The sequence below is a fragment of the Mycolicibacterium frederiksbergense genome (assembly GCF_012223425.1).
GTDB classification, from domain to species: Bacteria; Actinomycetota; Actinomycetes; order Mycobacteriales; family Mycobacteriaceae; genus Mycobacterium; species Mycobacterium frederiksbergense.
In genome coordinates this window covers 5,071,095-5,090,414 of record NZ_CP038799.1, presented here as the reverse complement: position 1 = coordinate 5,090,414, position 19,320 = coordinate 5,071,095, and the positions used below count along the sequence as shown (strand labels likewise).

Here is a 19,320-nt window from a genome sequence, read left to right as displayed (position 1 = left end):
CCTAGCGCAGCTTGATCCGTAGTTCATCGGCGGCGTCGCGCAACGCGCCGAGCTGGCGTGCCACCTGGATCGGCGCGGTGCCGCCGCGGGCGTCGCGGGAGTCGACGGAACCGGCGATGGTCAGCACCTCACGCACCTGCGCGGTGAGTCCGGGATGGATGCCGGCGAGCTCGTCATCGGCGAGTTCCTCGAGCCCGATCCCGCGCGCCTCGGCCGCCCGCACCGCCGCCCCGGCCGCCTCGTGCGCAACCCGGAACGGAATACCCTGGCGCACCATCCATTCGGCGATATCGGTGGCCAGCGTGTAGCCCTGCGGCGCCAACTCCGCCATCCGATCGATGTCGAAGGTGAGCGTGCCGACCAGCCCGGCCATCGCGGGCAGCAGCATCTGCAGCTGCGCCACCGAGTCGAAGACAGGCTCCTTGTCCTCCTGCAGATCCCGGTTGTAGGCCAGCGGCTGCGCTTTCAGCGTCGCCAGCAGGCCGGCCAGGTTCCCGATCAGCCGCCCGGACTTGCCGCGCGCGAGCTCGGCGATATCCGGGTTCTTCTTCTGCGGCATGATCGAGCTTCCCGTCGACCAGGCGTCGTGCAGCTTGACGTAGCCGAATTCGGTGGTGCTCCACAAGATGATGTCCTCGGCAAGCCGGGACAGGTCGACCGCGATCATCGCGAACACGAAAGCCGCTTCGGCGGCGAAATCCCGCGCGGCGGTGGCATCGATCGAGTTCTCGGCCGCCGAATGGAAGCCCAGCTCCTCGGCGATGGCATCCGGATCCAGACCCAGCGAGGACCCGGCCAGGGCGCCGGAACCGTACGGCGACACCGCGGTCCGCTTGTCCAGGTCGACCAACCGGCCCGCGTCGCGCAGCAGCGGATGGGCATGGGCCAGCAGATGATGCGCCAGCAACACCGGCTGCGCGGACTGAAGGTGCGTCTTGCCGGGCATGATCGCCGTCGGGTGCGCGGCTGCCTGGGTGCTCAAGGCGGCCGCCACGTCCAGCACACCGGCACCGACGACTTTGATGGCGTCACGCAGCCACATCCGGAACAGCGTGGCCACCTGGTCGTTGCGGGACCGGCCGGCGCGCAGCCGTCCGCCGAGCTCCGGGCCGACCCGATCGATGAGCCCGCGTTCCAGCGCGCCGTGTACGTCCTCGTCGGTCGGCAGCGGCCCGAAGCTGCCGTCGGCGACGTCTTCGCCCAGGCTGTCCAGCCCGACGAGCAGCCCGTCGCGCTGCTCGTCGGTGAGCAGCCCGGCGCGGTGCAGCACCCGGGCGTGCGCCTTGGAGGCGGTGACGTCATAGGGCGCCAGCACCCAGTCGAAGTGCGTCGACTTGCTCAGCGCGGCAAGGGCATCGGAAGGGCCGTCGGCGAACCGGCCGCCCCACAGCGAACCTTCGTTGGTTGAGCTCATGATCGACGTTCTTCGCCCACGCGGCTCATCACAAGCCCAGGTCGCGCTTGGCCGAGATCTTGCTGGACAACCCGTGCACGTGCACGAAGCCCTTCGCCGAGGACTGGTCGAAGCTGTCGCCCTCGTCGTAGGTGGCCAGGTTGAAGTCGTACAGCGAGGTCGGGCTGCGCCGGCCGTTGACCGCGATGTGCCCCCCGTGCAGCACCAGTCGGATCTCGCCGGTCACGTGTTCCTGGGTGTGCGCCACGAAGGATTCCAGCGCGCGCTTGAGCGGCGAGTACCAGAGGCCGTCATAGACCAGCTCGCCCCACTTCTGGTCGGTGCCACGCTTGTAGCGACCGAGCTCGCGTTCCAGGGTGACGTGCTCGAGTTCGGTGTGTGCGGTGATCAGCACCATGGCGCCGGGCGCCTCGTAGATCTCGCGGCTCTTGATACCGACGAGGCGGTCCTCGACGACGTCGAGCCGGCCGACACCCTGGGCACCGGCACGCCGGTTGAGCTCCTCGATGGCCTGCAGCACCGTGACGGGCCGGCCGTCGATGGAGGTGGGCACACCCTTCTCGAAGCCGACAATGACCTCGTCGGGGGTGCTCCAGTTGAGGGTGGGGTCTTCGGTGTAGTCGTAAACGTCCTTGGTGGGTGCGTTCCAGAGGTGCTCCAGGAAGCCGGTTTCCACCGCGCGGCCCCAGACGTTCTGGTCGATCGAGAACGGTGAGCGCTTGGTGACGTTGATCGGGATGGCATTTTCCTCGGCGAAGGCTATGGCCTTCTCCCGCGTCCATGCGTAGTCACGCACCGGAGCCAGCACCTTGAGTTCGGGCGCCAACGACGCGAATCCGACCTCGAAGCGGACCTGATCGTTGCCCTTGCCGGTGCAGCCGTGCGCCACGGTGCCGCCCTTGTGCTCGCGGGCGGCGGCCACCAGATGCTTGACGATCAGTGGGCGGCTGATCGCCGACACCAGCGGGTAGCGGTCCATGTAGAGCGCGTTGGACTGGATGGTCGGCAGGCAGTACTCGTCGGCGAACTCGTCGCGGGCGTCGACCACGACGGCCTCGACGGCGCCGCAGTCCAGAGCTCGCTGCCGGACCACCTCCATGTCTTCACCACCCTGGCCGAGGTCGATGGCCACGGCCACCACCTCACGCCCGGTCTCCTTGCCGATCCAGCTGATCGCGACCGAGGTGTCCAGACCGCCGGAATACGCCAGGATGACGCGCTCGGACATGCAAAATCTCCCTTGTGTAGAACTGCTTCACTTCAAGTTTTCGAACATGATCGCGAGCTCGGCACCGGTCATCGGCTCACGCGCCATCACGAAGATGGTGTCATCACCGGCGATGGTGCCGACAACCTGGGGCAACGATGCCCGATCGATGGCGCTCGCCAGATAGTGCGCCGCCCCCGGCGGTGTGCGCAGCACGGCGATGTTCGCGCTGGCATCGGTGGATACCAGCAGCTCACCGAGCAGCTTGGTCACCCGTTCGGTGCCGCCGGAGACACCGCGCACCGGGCTGCCGTCCTCGGGGACGACGTAGACCCCGACGCCACCGTCGGCGCCGCGCAGTTTCACCGCGCCGAGCTCCTCCAGGTCCCGCGACAGCGTGGCCTGGGTGACCTCGATGCCCTCGCTCGCGAGCATCGCGGCCAGCTCACCCTGACTGCTCACCGCGTTCGCGGAGAGCAGGGTGATGATGCGGGCCTGACGGCCGACCCGGGTGGGTGAACTCACGAGTTCTCCAACAACCAGACCATTAGCGCCTTCTGCGCGTGCAGCCGGTTCTCGGCCTCGTCGAACACCGCACTCTGCGGTCCATCGATCACCTCGTCGGTGATCTCGTGACCGCGATGCGCCGGAAGGCAGTGCAGCACAACTGCTTCCGGATCTGCCAGGCTCAGCAGCTCGGCGTTCAGCTGGAACGGGCGGAAGGGGCGCACCCGGTCCAGACCGTCGTTCTCCTGCCCCATCGAGGTCCAGGTATCGGTGACCAGCACGTCGACGCCCTCGGCGGCGGCTCTCGCGTCGTGGGCGAGTGTCACCCTTGCACCGGTCTCGGCGGCGCGGCGCCGGGCGGCATCGACGAACTGCGGGTGCGGTTCGAAGCCGGCGGGTGCGGCGATGGTGACGTCGATCCCGGCCGTCACCCCACCCAGCATCAGCGAGTGCGCCATGTTGTTGGCGCCGTCACCGAAGTAGGTCAGTTTCAGACCGTGCAGCGCGCCCTTGCGCTCGGCGAGGGTCTGCAGATCGGCCAGCACCTGGCACGGGTGGAACTCGTCGGAGAGCGCGTTGACGATCGGCACCGTCGACCCGGATCCCATGGCGGTCAACCGTTCCTGAGCGAAGGTGCGCCACACGATGGCGTCGACGTAGCGCGACAGCACGGCTCCGGTGTCCTCGAGGGTCTCCTCGCGGCCCAGCTGGGTGCTGCGCCCGTCGACGACGACGGCGTGCCCGCCGAGTTGGGCGATCCCCATCTCGAACGAGAACCGGGTGCGGGTCGAGTTCTTCTCGAAGATCACCGCGACACCGCGCGGCCCCTCCAGCGGCCGGCGGCTGAACGGCGCCGCCTTCAGCGATGCGGCCAGCGCCAGCACCTCGGCCTGCTCATCGGGTGTCAGGTCATCGTCGCGCAGAAAATGTCTGGTCGCCGCTGTTCTGGACGTCATAGCGCTCCCTTGTCGAGCACCGCGGGCAGCGCGGTGAGGAATTCGTCGATCTGGGTCTCGGTGATGATCAGCGGCGGGGCCAGCCTGATCACATCGACCGCGGCGGCATTGACCAGGAACCCGGCCTCCCGCGCGGCCGTCTCCACGGCCTTTGCCTTCTCGGCGGTCAGCACGATGCCCAGCAGCAGGCCCCTGCCCCGGACATGGCTGACCAGCGGATGGTGCAGTTCCTCGACACCGTGGCTGATCGTCTTGCCCAGCGCGCCGGCCTTCGCGACGAGGTCCTCGGCGGCGAGTGTGTCGAGCACGGCCAGCGCGGCCGCCGTGCACACCGGGTTACCCCCGAATGTGCTGCCGTGCAGGCCCGGGGTGAGCAGGTCGCCGGTCGCGCCGAGCGCCAGGCAGGCACCGATGGGCAGCCCGCCGCCCAGGCCCTTGGCCAGCGTGACGATATCGGGGGTGATGCCGTCGTGTTGGTGGGCGTAGAAGGCCCCGGTGCGTCCCACGCCGGTCTGCACCTCGTCGAGGACCAGCAGCGCGCCGTGCCTGGTGGTGATCTCACGCGCGGCGGCCAGATAGCCCGGCGGGGGCACGACGACGCCGCCCTCCCCCATGATCGGCTCCAGGAACACCGCGGCGGTCTCCTCGGTGACCGCGGACGCGAGCGCTTCGGCGTCCCCGTAGGGCACGAAGGTCACATCCCCGGGCAGCGGCTCGAAGGGGGCCCGTTTGGCCGGCTGGCCGGTCAGTGCCAGTGATCCCATCGTGCGGCCGTGAAATCCGCCTTCGGCGGCAACGACTTTCGTGCGTCCGGTGAGCCGGCTGATCTTGAACGCGACCTCGTTGGCCTCGGTACCGGAGTTGCAGAAGAAGGCCCGCGCGGGATGGCCGAGGTGATCGACGAGCTTTTCGGCCAGGGCGATACCCGGTTCGGTGGCGTACAGATTCGAGGTGTGTCCCAGGGTGTTGAGTTGCGCGGTGACGGCCTCGATGACGGCGGGGTGACGGTGCCCGAGCAGATTGACCGCGATACCGCCGAGCAGATCCAGGTAATTCTTGCCGTCGGTATCGGTGACCACCGCACCGTCACCGGTGGCCAAGGCCAACGGCGGGGTGCCGTAGTTGTTCATCATCACCGCTTCCCAGCGGTGCTGCAGATTCGGGTCACTCATGTGTGCACGACCTTGGTTCCGGTTCCTTCATCGGTGAAAAGCTCGACCAGCACACAGTGTTCGACGCGGCCGTCGATGACGTGCGCACTGGGCACCCCGCCGGTCACGGCGCGCAGGCAGGCCTCGATCTTGGGCACCATGCCGGTTTCCAGCCTCGGCAGCAGCTGGGTCAACGCGGCACTGTCGATCTCGCTGACCAGCGACGTGCGGTCCGGCCAGTCGGTGTAGAGCCCCTCGACATCGGTGAGCATCAGCAGCTTCTCGGCACCGAGCGCCTCGGCCAGCGCGGCGGCGGCGGTATCGGCGTTGATGTTGTGCACCACCCCGTCGACATCCGGGGCGATGGTGGAGACCACCGGGATACGCCCCGCGGCAATGAGATCCAGCAGTGACCCGGCGTTGACACGCTCGACATCGCCGACCAGCCCGATATCGGTGGCCACTCCGTCGACGGTGACGCTGCGCCGCACCGCGGTGAACAGCTGCGCATCCTCGCCGGTGACGCCGACCGCGTACGGGCCGTGCGCGTTGATCAGCCCGACCAGCTCCCGGCCGACCTGACCGAACAGCACCATCCGCGCCACGTCGAGCACCTCGGGTGTGGTGACACGGAAGCCACCCTTGAAATCGCCTGCGATGCCCAGCTTCTTGAGCATCGCGCTGATCTGCGGGCCACCACCATGCACGACGACGGGCCGGATACCGCAGTTGCGCAGGAACACCATGTCCGCGGCGAAGGCGGCCTTCAGCGCGTCATCGGTCATGGCGTTACCGCCGTACTTGACCACCACGATCTTGCCGTGCAGTTGCTTGAGCCAGGGCAGCGCCTCGGCGAGGACCGCTGCCTTGGTGGTGGTGGGTGTCATGAGCTGTACTCCGAGTTCTCTTCGACGTACGCATGCGACAGATCGGTGGTCCTGATGGACGCGGTCGCGTCACCGGCGAACAGCTCGATCAGCACCTCGATGTCGGCACCGGACAGGTCGACCTCGCGGGCGCCAGGAGCGCCGGTACCGTCGACGCACACCGGTGAGCCGTTGAACGACACGCTGATTCGCTGTGGGTCCAGCGCCACCGGAGCGATCCCGACGGCGGCCAGCACCCGGCCCCAGTTGGGGTCGGAGCCGAACAGCGCGGTCTTGACCAGGCTGTCGCGGGCCACCGCCCGGGCGGCGATGAGCGCCTCGTCCTCGGTGGCGGCGCCGGCGACGGTGATGGAGATCCGCTTGGTGACCCCCTCGGCATCGGCCTGCAGCTGCGCGCAGAGGTCATCGCAGACGGCCAGCACCGCCGCGTCCAGCTCCTCCTGGGTGGGCGTGACCTCGCTGGCACCGGAGGCCAGCAGCAGCACGGTGTCATTGGTCGAGCAGCTGCCGTCGATGTCGAGGCGGTCGAAGGTACGACCGGTGGCCCGCCGCAGTGCGGTGTCCAGCGCGGCGGAATCGGCGACGGCGTCGGTGGTGAGGACCACCAGCATGGTGGCCAGCGAGGGCGCGAGCATGCCGGCGCCCTTGGCCATCCCGCCGACCGTCCAGCTGTCGGCGTGCAGCGCAACCTGTTTCGGCACGGTATCGGTGGTCATGATGGCCCTGGCGGCTTCCTCGCCGCCGGTGAGTCCGCCGGCCATCTCGTGCACGATCTCGGTGACACCGGCCAGCACCTTGTCCATGGGCAGCCGGTCACCGATCAGCCCGGTGGAGCAGACCGCGACCTCGATGGCGCCGGTCTCGGTGCCCCAGTCGCTCAGCGCCGCGGCGAGCGCCTCGGCGGTGGCGTGGGCATCCTGGAAGCCCAGCGGTCCGGTGCAGGCGTTGGCGCCACCGGAGTTCAGGATGACCGCCCGCAAACGGCCGGTGGTCAGCACCTGCTGCGACCACAACACGGGGGCGGCCTTGATCTGGTTGCGGGTGAACACACCCGCGGCGTGGTGGTCGGGGCCCTCGTTGAACACCAGCGCGAGGTCCAGGTTCCCGGATGCCTTGATACCGGCCCGGATCCCGGTCGCGCGGAAACCGGCGGGCGCGGTCACACCTTGAGTTCGAACGAGCTTCGGGGTCGGATGGTTCGCTCCGCTCACGGTGCCACTCCCACGGTCGACAGTCCTTCGGTTTCGGGCCAACCCAGGGCCAGGTTCATCGACTGCACCGCAGCACCGCCGGTGCCCTTCGTCAGATTGTCGATCGCACAGATCGCGACCAGCACACCGGCCTCCTCGTCGACGGCGACCGCCACCTGTGCGGCATTGCTCCCGATGACCGATCCGGTCTTGGGCAACTGACCTTCGGGCAGCAGATGAATGAACGGCTCTGCGGCGTAGGCCTTCTCGTAGGCGGCGCGGATTTCGCCTTCGGAGGCCGAAGTCGGCGCGGTGCAGGTGGCCAGGATGCCCCGAGAGGTCGGGATGAGCACCGGGGTGAACGAGACCGTCACCTTCTTGTCGGTGAGCGCGCGCAGCCCCTGCGCGATCTCCGGGGTGTGCCGGTGCTTGCCCGCGATGTTGTACGCCCGTGCCGATCCGATGACCTCGGCGCCCAGCAGATCGACCTTGGCCGACTTGCCCGCGCCGGAGGTGCCGCTGACCGCGACGACGGTCACGTTCGGCTCGACCAGATCGGCGGCCACGGCCGGCAGCAGGGCCAGCAGCGCAGAGGTCGGGTAGCAGCCGGGCACGGCGATGCGGGTGGCGCCCGCCAGCGCGTCCCGGCCGCCGGGCAGTTCCGGCAGGCCGTAGGGCCAGGTGCCGGCGTGCGCACTGCCGTAGAACTTCTCCCAGTCGGCGGCGTCGGCCAGCCGGAAGTCGGCGCCGCAGTCGATGATGACGGTGTCGCCGAGTTGCGCGGCGAGTTCGGCGGAATGCCCGTGCGGCAGGCCGAGGAACACGACGTCATGGCCGGCCAGCAGGGCGGCGTCGGTGGACTGCAGGACCCGGTCGGCCAGTGGCAGCAGGTGCGGGTGATGCTCGCCGAGCGTGCTGCCCGCGCTGGCGGCGGCGGTGAGTGCCCCGATGGTCAGGCGTCCGTCCGCGTAGGCCGGGTGGCCGAGCAGCAGGCGCAGGATCTCTCCGCCGGCGTACCCACTGGCACCGGCGACGGCTACGGAGGTCATACACCCAATCCTTGCATTGTTATGCAGTCAAGTGCAAACCCATTAGCAGGTGTAACGGCGAGCAGACATAAATGGCCGCATTTTGACGTGTTTTCGCGGCCATTTGTGTCTGCTCGCGGGGGAATCAGGCCCGCTGGACCGCTCCCACGCGCTCGCCCGCGGCGGCCACCGCGGCCTCGCGCGCAGCGCTCGCCTCGTCCTCGGTCAGCGTCCGGTCGGTAGCCCGGAACCGCAGTGCCAGGGTCAGCGACTTGCGCCCGTCCCCGATCTGCGGGCCGGTGTACACATCGAACAACCGCACATCCTCCAGTAGCTCACCGGCGCCGTCACGCACCGCCTCGACCACCGCGGCGGCGGCGACGTCCTCGGCAACGACGAGGCTGATGTCCTGGAACACCGCCGGGAACGGCGAGACCGCGGGCGCGGGCAGGCGTTCGGTGATCGGGATGGCGTCGAGGTTCAGTTCCACCGCGCAGGTTTCGGCGGGCAGACCCGCCCGTTCGATGACGGCGGGATGCAACTGTCCGGCGTAGCCGATCGTCAGATCGCCGATGAGGACCTCGGCGCACCGACCCGGATGCCAGGGCAGTTCCTGGGCGGCGCGCAGGGTGAACTCCACCCCGGCCGCGCGCCCGATCACCTGGACGGCCTCGAAGGCGTCGGCTGCCTGCACCGGCCGGCCCGCGCCCCACGGCCCGGCGGGTTCGCGCAGACCGGTCAGGACCACCGCGACATGCTCGGGCTGACTCGGCAGCGAGCCGTCCAGGCCGGCAATCTCCGCGGCGGTGGGAGGGCGGTCGGTCGGGATACGCTCCATCGCGCGGGTATCCGAGGTTTTGAGCGCCACATGCGAGATCGCGAACAGCGCAGTATCGACCGCGCCGCGAGAAACATTGCGCAACAACGATTCCAACAGCCCGGGCAGCAGAGTGCTGGCCAGGTGCGGCCGGTCGGCCTCCAGCGGGTTGAGCACCGTGACGACGGAGCGACGCGGGTCGTCGGCGGGCAGCCCCCAGGTGTCGAACACACCGGCCGGCAGGAATGGTGTCGGGAGGACCTCGACATAGCCGTTGAGCGCCAACGACTTCCCGAGTGCGCGACGACGTTTCTGCACTGGTGTCAGGCCACGCCCCGGAGGCGCCAGCGGCAGCACCGACGGAATGGCGTCCAGGCCCTCAAGCCGCAGCACCTCTTCGACCAGATCGGCAGGTTCGCGAAGATCGGTGCGCCAACTCGGCGGCACGGCGGTGATCTGGTCGGCGTCCTCGGTCACCACGGCGCCGATCTGGGCGAGCCGTCGCGCCGCGACACCGGCCGGGTAGGTCACGCCAGCCACCCGGTCCGGCAGATCCACCGGCATGCTGACAGCTGCGGGCGACCAGTTCTCACGCGGCGGGTCACCCCGCCAGTCGGTCAGCGTGGGATCGACGGTGCCACCGGCGATCTCGGCGAGCAGCGTGGCGCAGCGGTCCAGGGCGGCCACCGAGATCGCCGGGTCGACCGTGCGTTCGTAGCGGCGTCCGGCCTCGCTGGCCAGCCGCAGCCTGCGCTGGGTGCGCGAGACCGCCGCCGGATCCCACACCGCGGCCTCCAACAACACATCGGTGGTGGTGTCGCGCACCTCGGTGGTGCCGGCACCCATCACGCCGCCGATCGCCGCGGTCGCGACATCGTCGACGATCAGCACGTCGCCGTCGTTGAGGGTCCGGGTGACATCGTCAAGTGTGGTGACCTTCTCCCCCGCCTCGGCGAACCGCACGGTGAACGCACCGGTGATCAGCGACCGGTCATGCGCGTGCATGGGGTGACCGAGCTCGAGCATCACGTAGTTGGTGACATCGACAGCCGGTGAGATGGCGCGGATACCGGACAGCAGCAACCGACGCTGCAGCCACCACGGCGATACCGCGGACGGATCGATACCGCTCACCGGACGCAGCCCGAAGCGCTGCACACCGGTGCCGGGCTGCACGGTCAGTGGCCAGGCCTGGCCCTGCACCGGCAGCGGCGCGATATCGGCGGGGTCGACGAACTCCAGGTCGGTGGCACAGGCGATCTCGCGGGCCATACCGCGCATCGACAGGCAGTAACCACGGTCCGGGGTGATCGCCAGGTTGAAGACCACGTCGTCCAGGCCGACGACGTCGATGGCCGAGGCGCCCGGTTCGGCGGTGCCCGGTGGCAGCACCAGGATCCCGGAGTGGTCGCCGCCCAGGTTGAGCTCGGATGCCGAGCAGATCATCCCGTCCGAGGTGCGACCGTAGGTCTTGCGTTTGGCGATCGTGAAATCGCCGGGCAGCACGGTGCCGGGCAACGCCACCACCACGAGATCACCGACGGCGAAGTTCGTTGCACCGCAGACGATATCGCGGGCCTCGGATTCACCGACGTCGACCTTGCAGGCCCGGATGGGCTTCTTGAACTCGGTGAGTTCCTCGATCTCGGCGACCCGGCCGACGGTCAGCGGACCGGTGACGGGGCCGACGGGGATGATCTCCTCGACCTCATGACCGATCCGGATGAGCGTCTGCTCGAGGTCCTCGACCGACATGTCCCAGCCCGGCGTGCCGGCCCGGACGGTGTCACGCAGCCAGCTGTAGGGAACGCGCATCAGGCACCCACCCCGAACGGCAGGGAGAACCGCACGTCACCCTCGACCATGTCCCGCATATCGGGAATGCCGTTGCGGAACTGCAGGGTGCGCTCCAGGCCCATCCCGAACGCGAAGCCCGAGTACAGGTGAGGATCGATTCCGCAGGCGCGCAGCACATTCGGATTGACCATGCCGCAACCACCCCACTCGACCCAGCCGGGCCCACCCTTCTTGTTCTCGAACCACACGTCCACCTCGGCGGACGGTTCGGTGAAAGGGAAGAAGTGCGGACGGAACCGGGTGCGTCCCGCGGGCCCGAATTCGGCGCGGGCCAACGCATCCAGCGTGCCACGCAGGTTGGCCATCGTCAGCCCCTTGTCCACGGCGAGGCCTTCCACCTGGTGAAAGACGGGCGTGTGGGTCGCATCGAGCTCGTCGGTGCGGAAGGTGCGACCCAGCGAGATGATGTACACCGGCAGTTCGCGTTCCAGCAGCGCCCGGATCTGCACAGGCGAGGTGTGGGTGCGCAACACCTGCCGCGAGCCGTCCGGCGCGATCTGGAAGGTGTCTTGTTCACTGCGCGCCGGGTGATCCGGGCCGAAGTTGAGTGCGTCGAAGTTGAACTGCTCCGTCTCGACCTCGGGTCCCTCGGCCAGCTCCCAGCCCATCGCGACGAAGGTGTCGGCGATGCGCTCGGTCAGCAGGGTGATGGGGTGGCGGGCACCGATCGGCTGCCGGGACGACGGCAGCGTCACGTCGATGCGCTCGGCCACCAGCACCGCCGCGTCGCGTTCGACGCGCAGCGCCGCCAGCCGCTCGTCATAGGCCTGCTGGGCCTCGGTGCGGGCGACGTTGACCCGCTTGCCGGCATCGGCACGCTCGGTCTTGGGCAGCGACCCCAGCGCCTGACGCGCCACCGCGATCGGGGATCGATCACCGAGGTGTTCGGTCTTGGCCCGGGCCAGCGCATCCAGGTCGGCGGCCGCTTCGAAGGCCTGCCGGGCCGCGCTCACCGCGTTGATCAGGCCTTCTTCTGAGAGCTCCGCCACCCGGCGATCATAGGTGATGCCCGGATGAGAGCGACGTCACGCACCCTCGGCATCTTCGTCGAACCGCTCGGCCCCCCCGGCCTGCGGAATCCGCTTGACCCAGTACATCTGCAGGTCTTCGGGCACCCCGCTGGGTTTGGCCGCGAACAGCTGCCTGCGCACCCTCTTCACCGTCACGCCGAGCGCGGCCAGGTCGCCGTTCTCGGTGATGCGTTCCAGCGTCGGGTGCGAGATGACCAGGCCACCCCTGGTGGCGCGTTCCATCACCCGGGCGGCGATGTTGACGTCGACACCGAGCCAGTCCGAACCGATCCGCTGGGGATGGCCGGTGTGGATACCGGCCCGCATGCGCGGGGTGTACCCGTCCACCTCGACATCGCGGACCGCGTCCAGGGCGACCAGCACCGCGCGCACCGCGGTCTCCGGATTCCGGAACACCGCCATGGCACCGTCGCCCATCCGTTTGACGATATGGCCGCCCTCGGCCAGCAGCGGAGGTTCCATCACTTGCGCGACGCGCCGCAGCAGCCGCAGGGTGGCGTCGTCGCCGGCGTCCAGCGACCAGGCGGAGAAACCCACCAGATCGGTGAACACCAAGGTCATCTCCCGGTTGGCGGGTCGGCCCGAGACACGTTCGGTCAACGCCTGCCAGACCTGCAGGGCGCCGAGGCTGACCTCGCGGGAGACGGCCTCCCGCTCGAGGAGGCGATCCGCCGCCCGGGCCGCGGCGCGCGGGCCGCCCTCACCGGCGGCCGACAGCGGATCCCCGAATTCCGGATCGCCGGGCAGGGCCCGCCGCGCGCGCCGGATCATGGCGATGACGTTGGCGTTGTGATTTGTGGCGGTGAGCCATCCCAGCGGTCCCGGTTGACGGTGCGGCGCATCGGTGCCCTCGATCTCCCCGGTGCGTGCGGATCGTTCCTCGAACGATTCGACATCCACAACGCAACCCTAGGCGGCTGTTCCGACACCGGCAACGACGCCCGCCCTAGACGTTGCTCACATCACGACGTCGTCAGCCGGCCGACTGAGGGTCAGCGAGCCGACTCATCGGCGACCGCCGCTGCCGCCTCGTCGATGATCGCGCGCATCGCCTGCTCAGCCAGCTTCTCCTCGCCCATCCTGATGGCGCGGGCGACCTCGTCATGGAGAGCGATCGCCGTGAGGTTGGGCCGCTCGGGCATCATCCCGTGATGAGTCCGGCCGGTGAGCAGTTCGGCGACGACGCCATTGAGCGCCCGGAACATCTCGTTGCCGCTGGCCTCCAGCAGCGCTTGGTGAAACATCTTGTCCGCCAGCAGGTACGCGTCCAGGTCGCCCGATCGCCCGTGCACGACCATGTCGGATACCGCAGCCGCCATGATCCGGCACTGATGCGGGGTGGCCCGACGAGCAGCCAACGCCGCCGCCGCGGGCTCGAATCCGACGCGCAGCTCCGACAGGGAGGCCAGCTGGGCGGCACGGTCACCGACATCGAGCCGCCACCGGATCACCTCCGGATCGAAGACATTCCACTTCTCCGCGGGCTGGACGGTGATCCCGACCCGACGCCGCGATTCGACCAGCCCCATCGACTCCAGCACCCGAATCACCTCACGGGCAACGCTGCGCGACATCTCGTGCTCGGCGCTCACACCGTCGAGTGTGAGCACCCGACCGGGCGGGTACTGCCCCGACACGATGGCCGTTCCCAGTGCAGCCAGCAGACTGCCGTGGAGAGCGCTGGCCCTCGGACGATCGCGCATAAACAGATGATGTCAGACGCATGTCGCCGGCGAAAGTGATCAATTCTCGAAGAATCCCTTGCAATCGTATGACGATTGAGACAAGCTATGTGATGTCACACACAGAACAGGCGGAGGGGCATGACAACACCGATCGTGGTGATGGGGGTTTCGGGGTCGGGCAAATCGACCGTCGGCGCGGCGCTGGCTCAGCGGCTGCGGGTGCCGTTCGCCGATGCCGATGACTTCCACCCTCCCGCGAACATCGCAAAGATGTCGGCCGGTCACCCGCTCGACGACGATGACCGGGGGCCCTGGCTGGACTCGATCGGCGAATGGTTGGCGTCGCACGGCGACGGCGGCGTGATGAGCTGCTCGGCGCTGAAACGCAGCTATCGCGACCAGCTTCGCCGGCATTGCGCCGTGATCGACTTTTTGCACCTGGAGGGATCACTGGAGACCATCGGCAGGCGGCAGGCCAGCCGGCCCGGGCACTTCATGCCCGCCGCTCTGCTCGCGTCCCAGTTCGAGACGCTCGAGCCGCTCGAATCCGATGAGCACGGTGTCGCCATCGGCGTCGACCAGAGCATCGACTCGATCATCGAAAGTTACGTCACCACAACCACAGCACGCTCGACCGAGGAGGACCGATGACCAGGGGCACGGAAATCGCAGGGGACGGAGTATCTCGTGGAGGCCATTGATCCGGCATACGGAACCACCACGCTGCTGCTGATCGCGGCCGGGGCGGTCGCGCTGTTGTTGTTCCTCATCATCAAGGTGAAGCTGCATGCCTTCGTCACGCTGGTGCTGGTGAGTGCGCTGACCGCACTGGTGGCCGGGATCCCGGTGGCCGACGTCCCGAGCGCCCTGTCCTTCGGTTTCTCCAACACGCTCGGCTCGGTGGCCCTGCTTGTGGGTTTCGGCGTCATGATCGGCCGGCTCCTGGAAATCACCGGCGGTGCACAGGTACTCGCCGACACCCTGATCGGACGGTTCGGCGAGAAACGGGCGCCACTGGCGCTCGGCGTGGCCGCACTGCTCTTCGGCTTTCCCATCTTCTTCGACGCCGGACTGGTCGTCTTCCTCCCGATCATCATGACGGTGGCACGTCGCTTCGGCGGCTCGATGCTGCTCTACGCGTTCCCGGCGGCCGGGGCGTTCGCGGCCATGCACGCCCTTGTTCCGCCGCATCCCGGGCCGGTGGCGGCCGCGGAGTTGCTCGGCGCCAACATCGGACTCACCCTGATCGTCGGTGCGCCGGTCGCCGTCGTGTCCTGGTACGTGGGCGCCTACCTGGTATCCCAGGCGATCGGGCGGCGGATACACGTCGACATCCCGGCCTCGCTGTTCGGCGAGATCAACGGCGGGCGCGATATCGCCGCAGGCACCGAGGACGTAGACCCGTCGACCGCCGCGGCGGGAGGCACGGCCACGCGCACCGCACCCAGCTTCGCCACGGTGCTGGGGATCTTGTTGCTGCCCTTCGTGTTGATCTCGTTCAACACCGTGCTCAACACCTTGATGACCGCCGGCATCATCGAGGACGGCGCCACCTGGGCCGAATACCTCAAGCTGCTCGGCACGACCTCGATCGCACTGCTGATCACCGTGATCGTGGCGACCCTGGTGCTGGGGTTGCGGGGCCGGTCGATGGCCGATGTCAGCGACATCTTGGACAAGGCACTCGGCCCGATCTGCGCGATCATCCTCATCACGGGCGCGGGCGGCATGTTCGGTGGCGTGCTCCGGTTGAGCGGTATCGGCGACGCACTGAGCAGTTCGCTGTCGAATCTCGGCATCTCGCTGATCCTGCAGGCGTTCCTCATCTCCACCCTGCTACGCGTCGCGCAGGGCTCGGCGACCGTCGCGTTGACGACGACGGCCGGCCTGCTCAGCGCCGCCGTCGCCGCGGCCGACCTCAGCAGTCTCCAGCTCACCGCACTGGTCGTGGCGATCGCCGCCGGGGCGACGGTGCTGTCCCACGTCAACGACTCGGGGTTCTGGTTGGTCAGCCGGTTCTTCGGCATGGATGTCAAGACGACACTCAAGACCTGGACGGTCATGGAGACGACCCTCGGCCTCAGCGCCTTCGCGATCAGCCTCGGGTTGTGGGCGATCGCGTGAGGTGGATCCCGCAGCGCAGATCGCGAGCACGTGGAGGCACGGTAGCCAACACATAACGGCGGCCCGCCACACCGCGACGGCGTATAGACAACGTGCGTTGTCAAGCATATGGTCGGCACATCCGTAGTTTTCAAGGCTCGACGAGGACGCCATGACTGCTGCATCGCCAGATTCCGCGCCGTCGATCGAGCACGCGGCGATCCCACTCGGTCCCGATTCACTGACCTGGAAGTACTTCGGCGACCTCCGGACCGGACTGCTGGGCGTCTGGATCGGCTCGATCCAGAACATGTATCCGGAGCTCGGCGCGGGCGTCGAGGACCACTCGATCCTGCTGCGCGAGCCGCTGCAGCGGGTGGCCAGGTCGGTGTACCCCATCATGGGGGTGGTCTACGACGGCGACCGTGCCGCCGAGACCGGCGCCCAGATCAAGGGCTTTCATCACGACATCAAAGGTGTCGACGGGCAGGGCCGCCGCTACCACGCGCTCAATCCCGAGACCTTCTACTGGGCGCACGCCACCTTTTTCATGCTGATCATCAAGACCGCCGACTATTTCTGTGGCGGCCTGACCGAGGCCGAGAAGCATCAGCTGTTCGACGAGCACGTGCAGTGGTACCGGATGTACGGCATGAGCATGCGCCCGGTCCCGGAGAGCTGGGAGGACTTCCTGGTCTATTGGGACCACAAGTGCCGCGAGGAGTTGGAGATCAACCGCGCCACCCTGGACATCTTCACCATCCGCATCCCGAAGCCGTGGTTCGTGCTGATGCCGACGGGCGTGTGGGATCAGCTGTTCAAGCCGATGATTGGGGCGCAGCGCTGGGTTGCGGCCGGAGTGTTCGACGCACCGGTGCGGGAGAAGGCCGGGATGCACTGGACACCCGGCGACGAGATTCTGCTGCGGCTGTTCGGGAAGGCCGTCGAGTTGGCGTTCACCGTGGTGCCCGACGAGATCCGACTGCACCCGCGGGCGATCTCGGCCTATCGCCGTGCCGCCGGGAGCATTCCCGAGGACGCGCCACTGGTGGAGGCGCCCGAGTTCATGGCCCCGCCCGCGGACCGCAAGGGCCTGGCGATGCACTACCAGCCGAGGCAGCGACCATCCGGGCCGAAGTCGCTGCTGGACCGCGCGGGCTCGCTGGTCCACACCACCTTCTCGCTGGCGGGTCTGTCCCGGCCGGCAGCCAAACGAAAGGTCGCTTGACACGATGCTGGAATGGTCTGACGTCGACATCGCCGTGCGCGACGCGGTGCGCGAGTTCGTCGACAAGGAGATCCGGCCGCATATCGACGCGCTGGAAAGCGGCGATATGGAGCCCTACCCCATCGTCCGCAAGCTGTTCAGCGCCTTCGGCATCGATGCCATGGCGCGAGAATCCCTGGAGCGCAGGCTGTCTCGATTGCGCGATGGCGGCGAATCGAAGGCCTCCAAGTCCTCCGGCGGCATGTTCGGGGGCGGACCCGACCAGGCCGGGATGGGTTTCGTGTTGATCAGCGAACTGTGCCGGGTGTCCATGGGCCTGGTCACCGGGATGGGTGTCAGCCTGGGCCTGACGGTGCCGACCATCCAGAGCCGCGGCACCCTGGCGCAGCAGGAACGCTGGCTGCCCGGCCTGGTGACCTACGAGAAGATCGGCGCCTGGGCCATCACCGAACCGGATTCCGGTTCGGATGCGTTCGGCGGCATGAAGTCCTACGTCGTGCGCGACGGAGAGGACTACCTGCTCAACGGGCAGAAGACGTTCATCACCAACGGACCCGACGCAGACATCGTCGTGGTGTACGCGAAGCTCGATGAGCCAGGTGTCGACAAACGCGACCGCAAGGTACTGACCTTCGTCCTGGAACGCGGCATGGAGGGCTTCGTGCAGTCGAAGCCGTTCCACAAGATGGGCATTCACAGCTCGCGCACCGGTGAGCTGTTCTTCAACAACGTCCGACTGGGCCGTGACCGCCTGCTCGGCGAGACCGAGAACAACGCCTCCGGTGACGGCCGGGACAGCGCCCGGTCCAGCTTCTCCGCCGAGCGGATCGGCGTGGCCGCCATGTCCCTGGGCGTCATCGAGGAGTGCCTGCGATTGTCGGTGGACTATGCCAAGAACCGGGTGTTGTGGGGCAAGGAGATCGGCCAGTTCCAGTTGATCCAGCTCAAGCTGGCCACCATGGAGGTGGCCCGGATGAACGTGCGCAACATGCTGTTCCGGGTCATCGAATCCGCGCAGGCCGGCTCACCGATCTCGCTGGCCGAGGCCTCGGCGATCAAATGGTACTGCTCGCAGGCGGCCACCGATGTGGCGATGGAGGCCGTGCAACTCTTCGGCGGCAACGGCTACATGACCGAGTACCGGGTGGAGCAGTTGGCGCGCGATGCCAAATCGCTGATGATCTATGCCGGCAGCAACGAGGTGCAGATCACCCATGTGGCCAAGGGGCTGCTCGCCGGAAATAGGTAGAAACGCTCATCCACGCGTCATCGGCGCCGGCGACAATGACAGCGTGATCCGCGCCAAGCTTGTCGCCTTCACGGCACTCGTCGCTCTTGTCGTGGTCGGCTGCACGCCACCCGACCGCAGCACGGTCGCCGAACAAATAGCTGATCAGATCCCCCTGCTGCCGGGAGTCGACGCGGTTGCACACGACTACGTCAACGACTTCGAGAACGGCGCACAACTCAACCTCGAGATCAATGTCGGCACTGCATCCGAACAGCAGATCGCCGCCGTCGCGTCACGAGTGCACGAGTTGATGGGCGATAGCTTCGCCGGGCACCGGAATCGGATCACCTACGCACTGGCCGAGGGGTCGATCGTGGATAAGCGGCCGATGACGAACGCCGAATCTGTGTCGGTCGCGGCGCGGATGCTGCGCAGCGTGCGACCGCAGATCATCGACGGGACGATAGAAGTTCGTCTCGATGAAAGCCGGATGACGGTGGACATGCTCCGCGGTCCCGCAGATACCGACCAAGCCGTGCGGTCGTTGGCCGTCGTGATCGACTCGCTCGACGCCACACTGCCGGTCGTGGCCGAAATACGTTCCCCCGAACCGGCTCTGCACAGCAGTTGGACCGTCTGGCTTCCGCTGTCACCAGCAGAAGTGAGCCGGGTCATTTCGTTGCGGGACAGCCTTCCCGTGGTCGTGTTCCAGCTCGAGGTCCGTGGGGCCACGATCGTCGACCTTGTCGTGGAGTTGGGCGACCCGACACAAGCGTACGACAACGCCGCCGCCACGCTTGCCGCGGTCAGGCCGTCGAGAGAACACCCTGTCGGAATCCAGTGGCGGCTAGCAGGTGCGCCATCACGAGAGACCGGCCGGTTCTTCGCGTGCTCAGAACCCGCATCTCCGCCTTCACCGGCTGTGGCGACATTCGAGACGATGAAGCAATGGTTCGACGGACAGTACGCACATTGCTCGGCAGGACCTACTTGGCCTCAGCGATAACGCGACTCACCCCGCCGAGACT

17 protein-coding genes are annotated in these 19,320 nt (G+C 67.8%); 5 read left to right on the top strand and 12 right to left on the bottom strand.

The genetic code is table 11. The features are described from left to right. Position 1: 1 nt before the first annotated feature. The 12 genes from argH to EXE63_RS27545 form a co-directional block, all read right to left on the bottom strand. Positions 2–1,414, bottom strand: coding sequence for an argininosuccinate lyase (gene argH / locus EXE63_RS27600; RefSeq protein ID WP_168144572.1), 1,413 nt, complete (start codon positions 1,412–1,414; stop codon positions 2–4). A 28-nt stretch (positions 1,415–1,442) separates the two neighbouring features. After that, on the bottom strand, positions 1,443–2,642 hold the full coding sequence (locus EXE63_RS27595; protein WP_105362715.1) for an argininosuccinate synthase: 1,200 nt from the start codon (positions 2,640–2,642) through the stop codon (positions 1,443–1,445). 27 nt (positions 2,643–2,669) lie between these two features. Continuing rightward, positions 2,670–3,146, bottom strand: coding sequence for an arginine repressor (locus EXE63_RS27590; RefSeq protein ID WP_105362716.1), 477 nt, complete (start codon positions 3,144–3,146; stop codon positions 2,670–2,672). Continuing rightward, complete coding sequence (gene argF, locus EXE63_RS27585; RefSeq protein ID WP_168144571.1) at positions 3,143–4,084, bottom strand: ornithine carbamoyltransferase; 942 nt, start codon at positions 4,082–4,084, stop codon at positions 3,143–3,145. The genes EXE63_RS27590 and argF overlap by 4 nt, the downstream gene beginning before the upstream one ends. Beyond that, positions 4,081–5,256, bottom strand: coding sequence for an acetylornithine transaminase (locus EXE63_RS27580; protein ID WP_168144570.1), 1,176 nt, complete (start codon positions 5,254–5,256; stop codon positions 4,081–4,083). Before EXE63_RS27580 ends, argF begins: the two co-directional genes overlap by 4 nt. Further along, positions 5,253–6,122, bottom strand: a complete 870-nt coding sequence (gene argB, locus EXE63_RS27575; RefSeq protein ID WP_168144569.1) for an acetylglutamate kinase — start codon at positions 6,120–6,122, stop codon at positions 5,253–5,255. The genes EXE63_RS27580 and argB overlap by 4 nt, the downstream gene beginning before the upstream one ends. After that, positions 6,119–7,333: a bifunctional glutamate N-acetyltransferase/amino-acid acetyltransferase ArgJ gene (argJ, locus tag EXE63_RS27570; protein WP_168144568.1), complete on the bottom strand. Its 1,215-nt coding sequence runs from the start codon at positions 7,331–7,333 to the stop codon at positions 6,119–6,121. Before argJ ends, argB begins: the two co-directional genes overlap by 4 nt. Next, positions 7,330–8,361 carry an N-acetyl-gamma-glutamyl-phosphate reductase gene (gene argC, locus EXE63_RS27565; protein ID WP_168144567.1) on the bottom strand — a complete coding sequence of 344 codons (1,032 nt, stop codon included), beginning with the start codon at positions 8,359–8,361 and terminating at the stop codon, positions 7,330–7,332. Before argC ends, argJ begins: the two co-directional genes overlap by 4 nt. 124 nt (positions 8,362–8,485) lie before the next feature. Beyond that, complete coding sequence (gene pheT / locus EXE63_RS27560) at positions 8,486–10,972, bottom strand: phenylalanine--tRNA ligase subunit beta (protein WP_168144566.1); 2,487 nt, start codon at positions 10,970–10,972, stop codon at positions 8,486–8,488. Then, complete coding sequence (gene pheS, locus EXE63_RS27555; protein WP_210000067.1) at positions 10,972–12,003, bottom strand: phenylalanine--tRNA ligase subunit alpha; 1,032 nt, start codon at positions 12,001–12,003, stop codon at positions 10,972–10,974. The genes pheT and pheS overlap by 1 nt, the downstream gene beginning before the upstream one ends. Before the next feature lie 36 nt (positions 12,004–12,039). Next, positions 12,040–12,945, bottom strand: a complete 906-nt coding sequence (locus tag EXE63_RS27550) for an adenylate/guanylate cyclase domain-containing protein (RefSeq protein ID WP_168144565.1) — start codon at positions 12,943–12,945, stop codon at positions 12,040–12,042. A gap of 92 nt (positions 12,946–13,037) precedes the next feature. After that, a complete protein-coding gene (locus EXE63_RS27545) occupies positions 13,038–13,748 on the bottom strand; it encodes a FadR/GntR family transcriptional regulator (RefSeq protein ID WP_168144564.1) in 711 nt (236 codons plus the stop codon). Between the two features lie 120 nt (positions 13,749–13,868). Between EXE63_RS27545 and EXE63_RS27540 the strand changes: the two genes are divergently transcribed. From EXE63_RS27540 to EXE63_RS27520, 5 genes are all read left to right on the top strand, one after another. Beyond that, a complete protein-coding gene (locus EXE63_RS27540) occupies positions 13,869–14,381 on the top strand; it encodes a gluconokinase (protein WP_168144563.1) in 513 nt (170 codons plus the stop codon). 36 nt (positions 14,382–14,417) lie between these two features. Continuing rightward, positions 14,418–15,854 carry a GntP family permease gene (locus EXE63_RS27535; RefSeq protein WP_168144562.1) on the top strand — a complete coding sequence of 479 codons (1,437 nt, stop codon included), beginning with the start codon at positions 14,418–14,420 and terminating at the stop codon, positions 15,852–15,854. Between the two features lie 151 nt (positions 15,855–16,005). Next, positions 16,006–17,061: an oxygenase MpaB family protein gene (locus EXE63_RS27530; protein WP_168144561.1), complete on the top strand. Its 1,056-nt coding sequence runs from the start codon at positions 16,006–16,008 to the stop codon at positions 17,059–17,061. 4 nt (positions 17,062–17,065) lie between these two features. Beyond that, positions 17,066–18,310 (top strand): acyl-CoA dehydrogenase family protein, encoded by a 1,245-nt coding sequence (locus EXE63_RS27525; protein WP_168144560.1) that lies wholly within the window; start codon positions 17,066–17,068, stop codon positions 18,308–18,310. Positions 18,311–18,353: 43 nt separating this feature from the next. Next, complete coding sequence (locus EXE63_RS27520; protein WP_168144559.1) at positions 18,354–19,298, top strand: hypothetical protein; 945 nt, start codon at positions 18,354–18,356, stop codon at positions 19,296–19,298. The last annotated feature ends 22 nt before the right edge of the window (positions 19,299–19,320 follow it).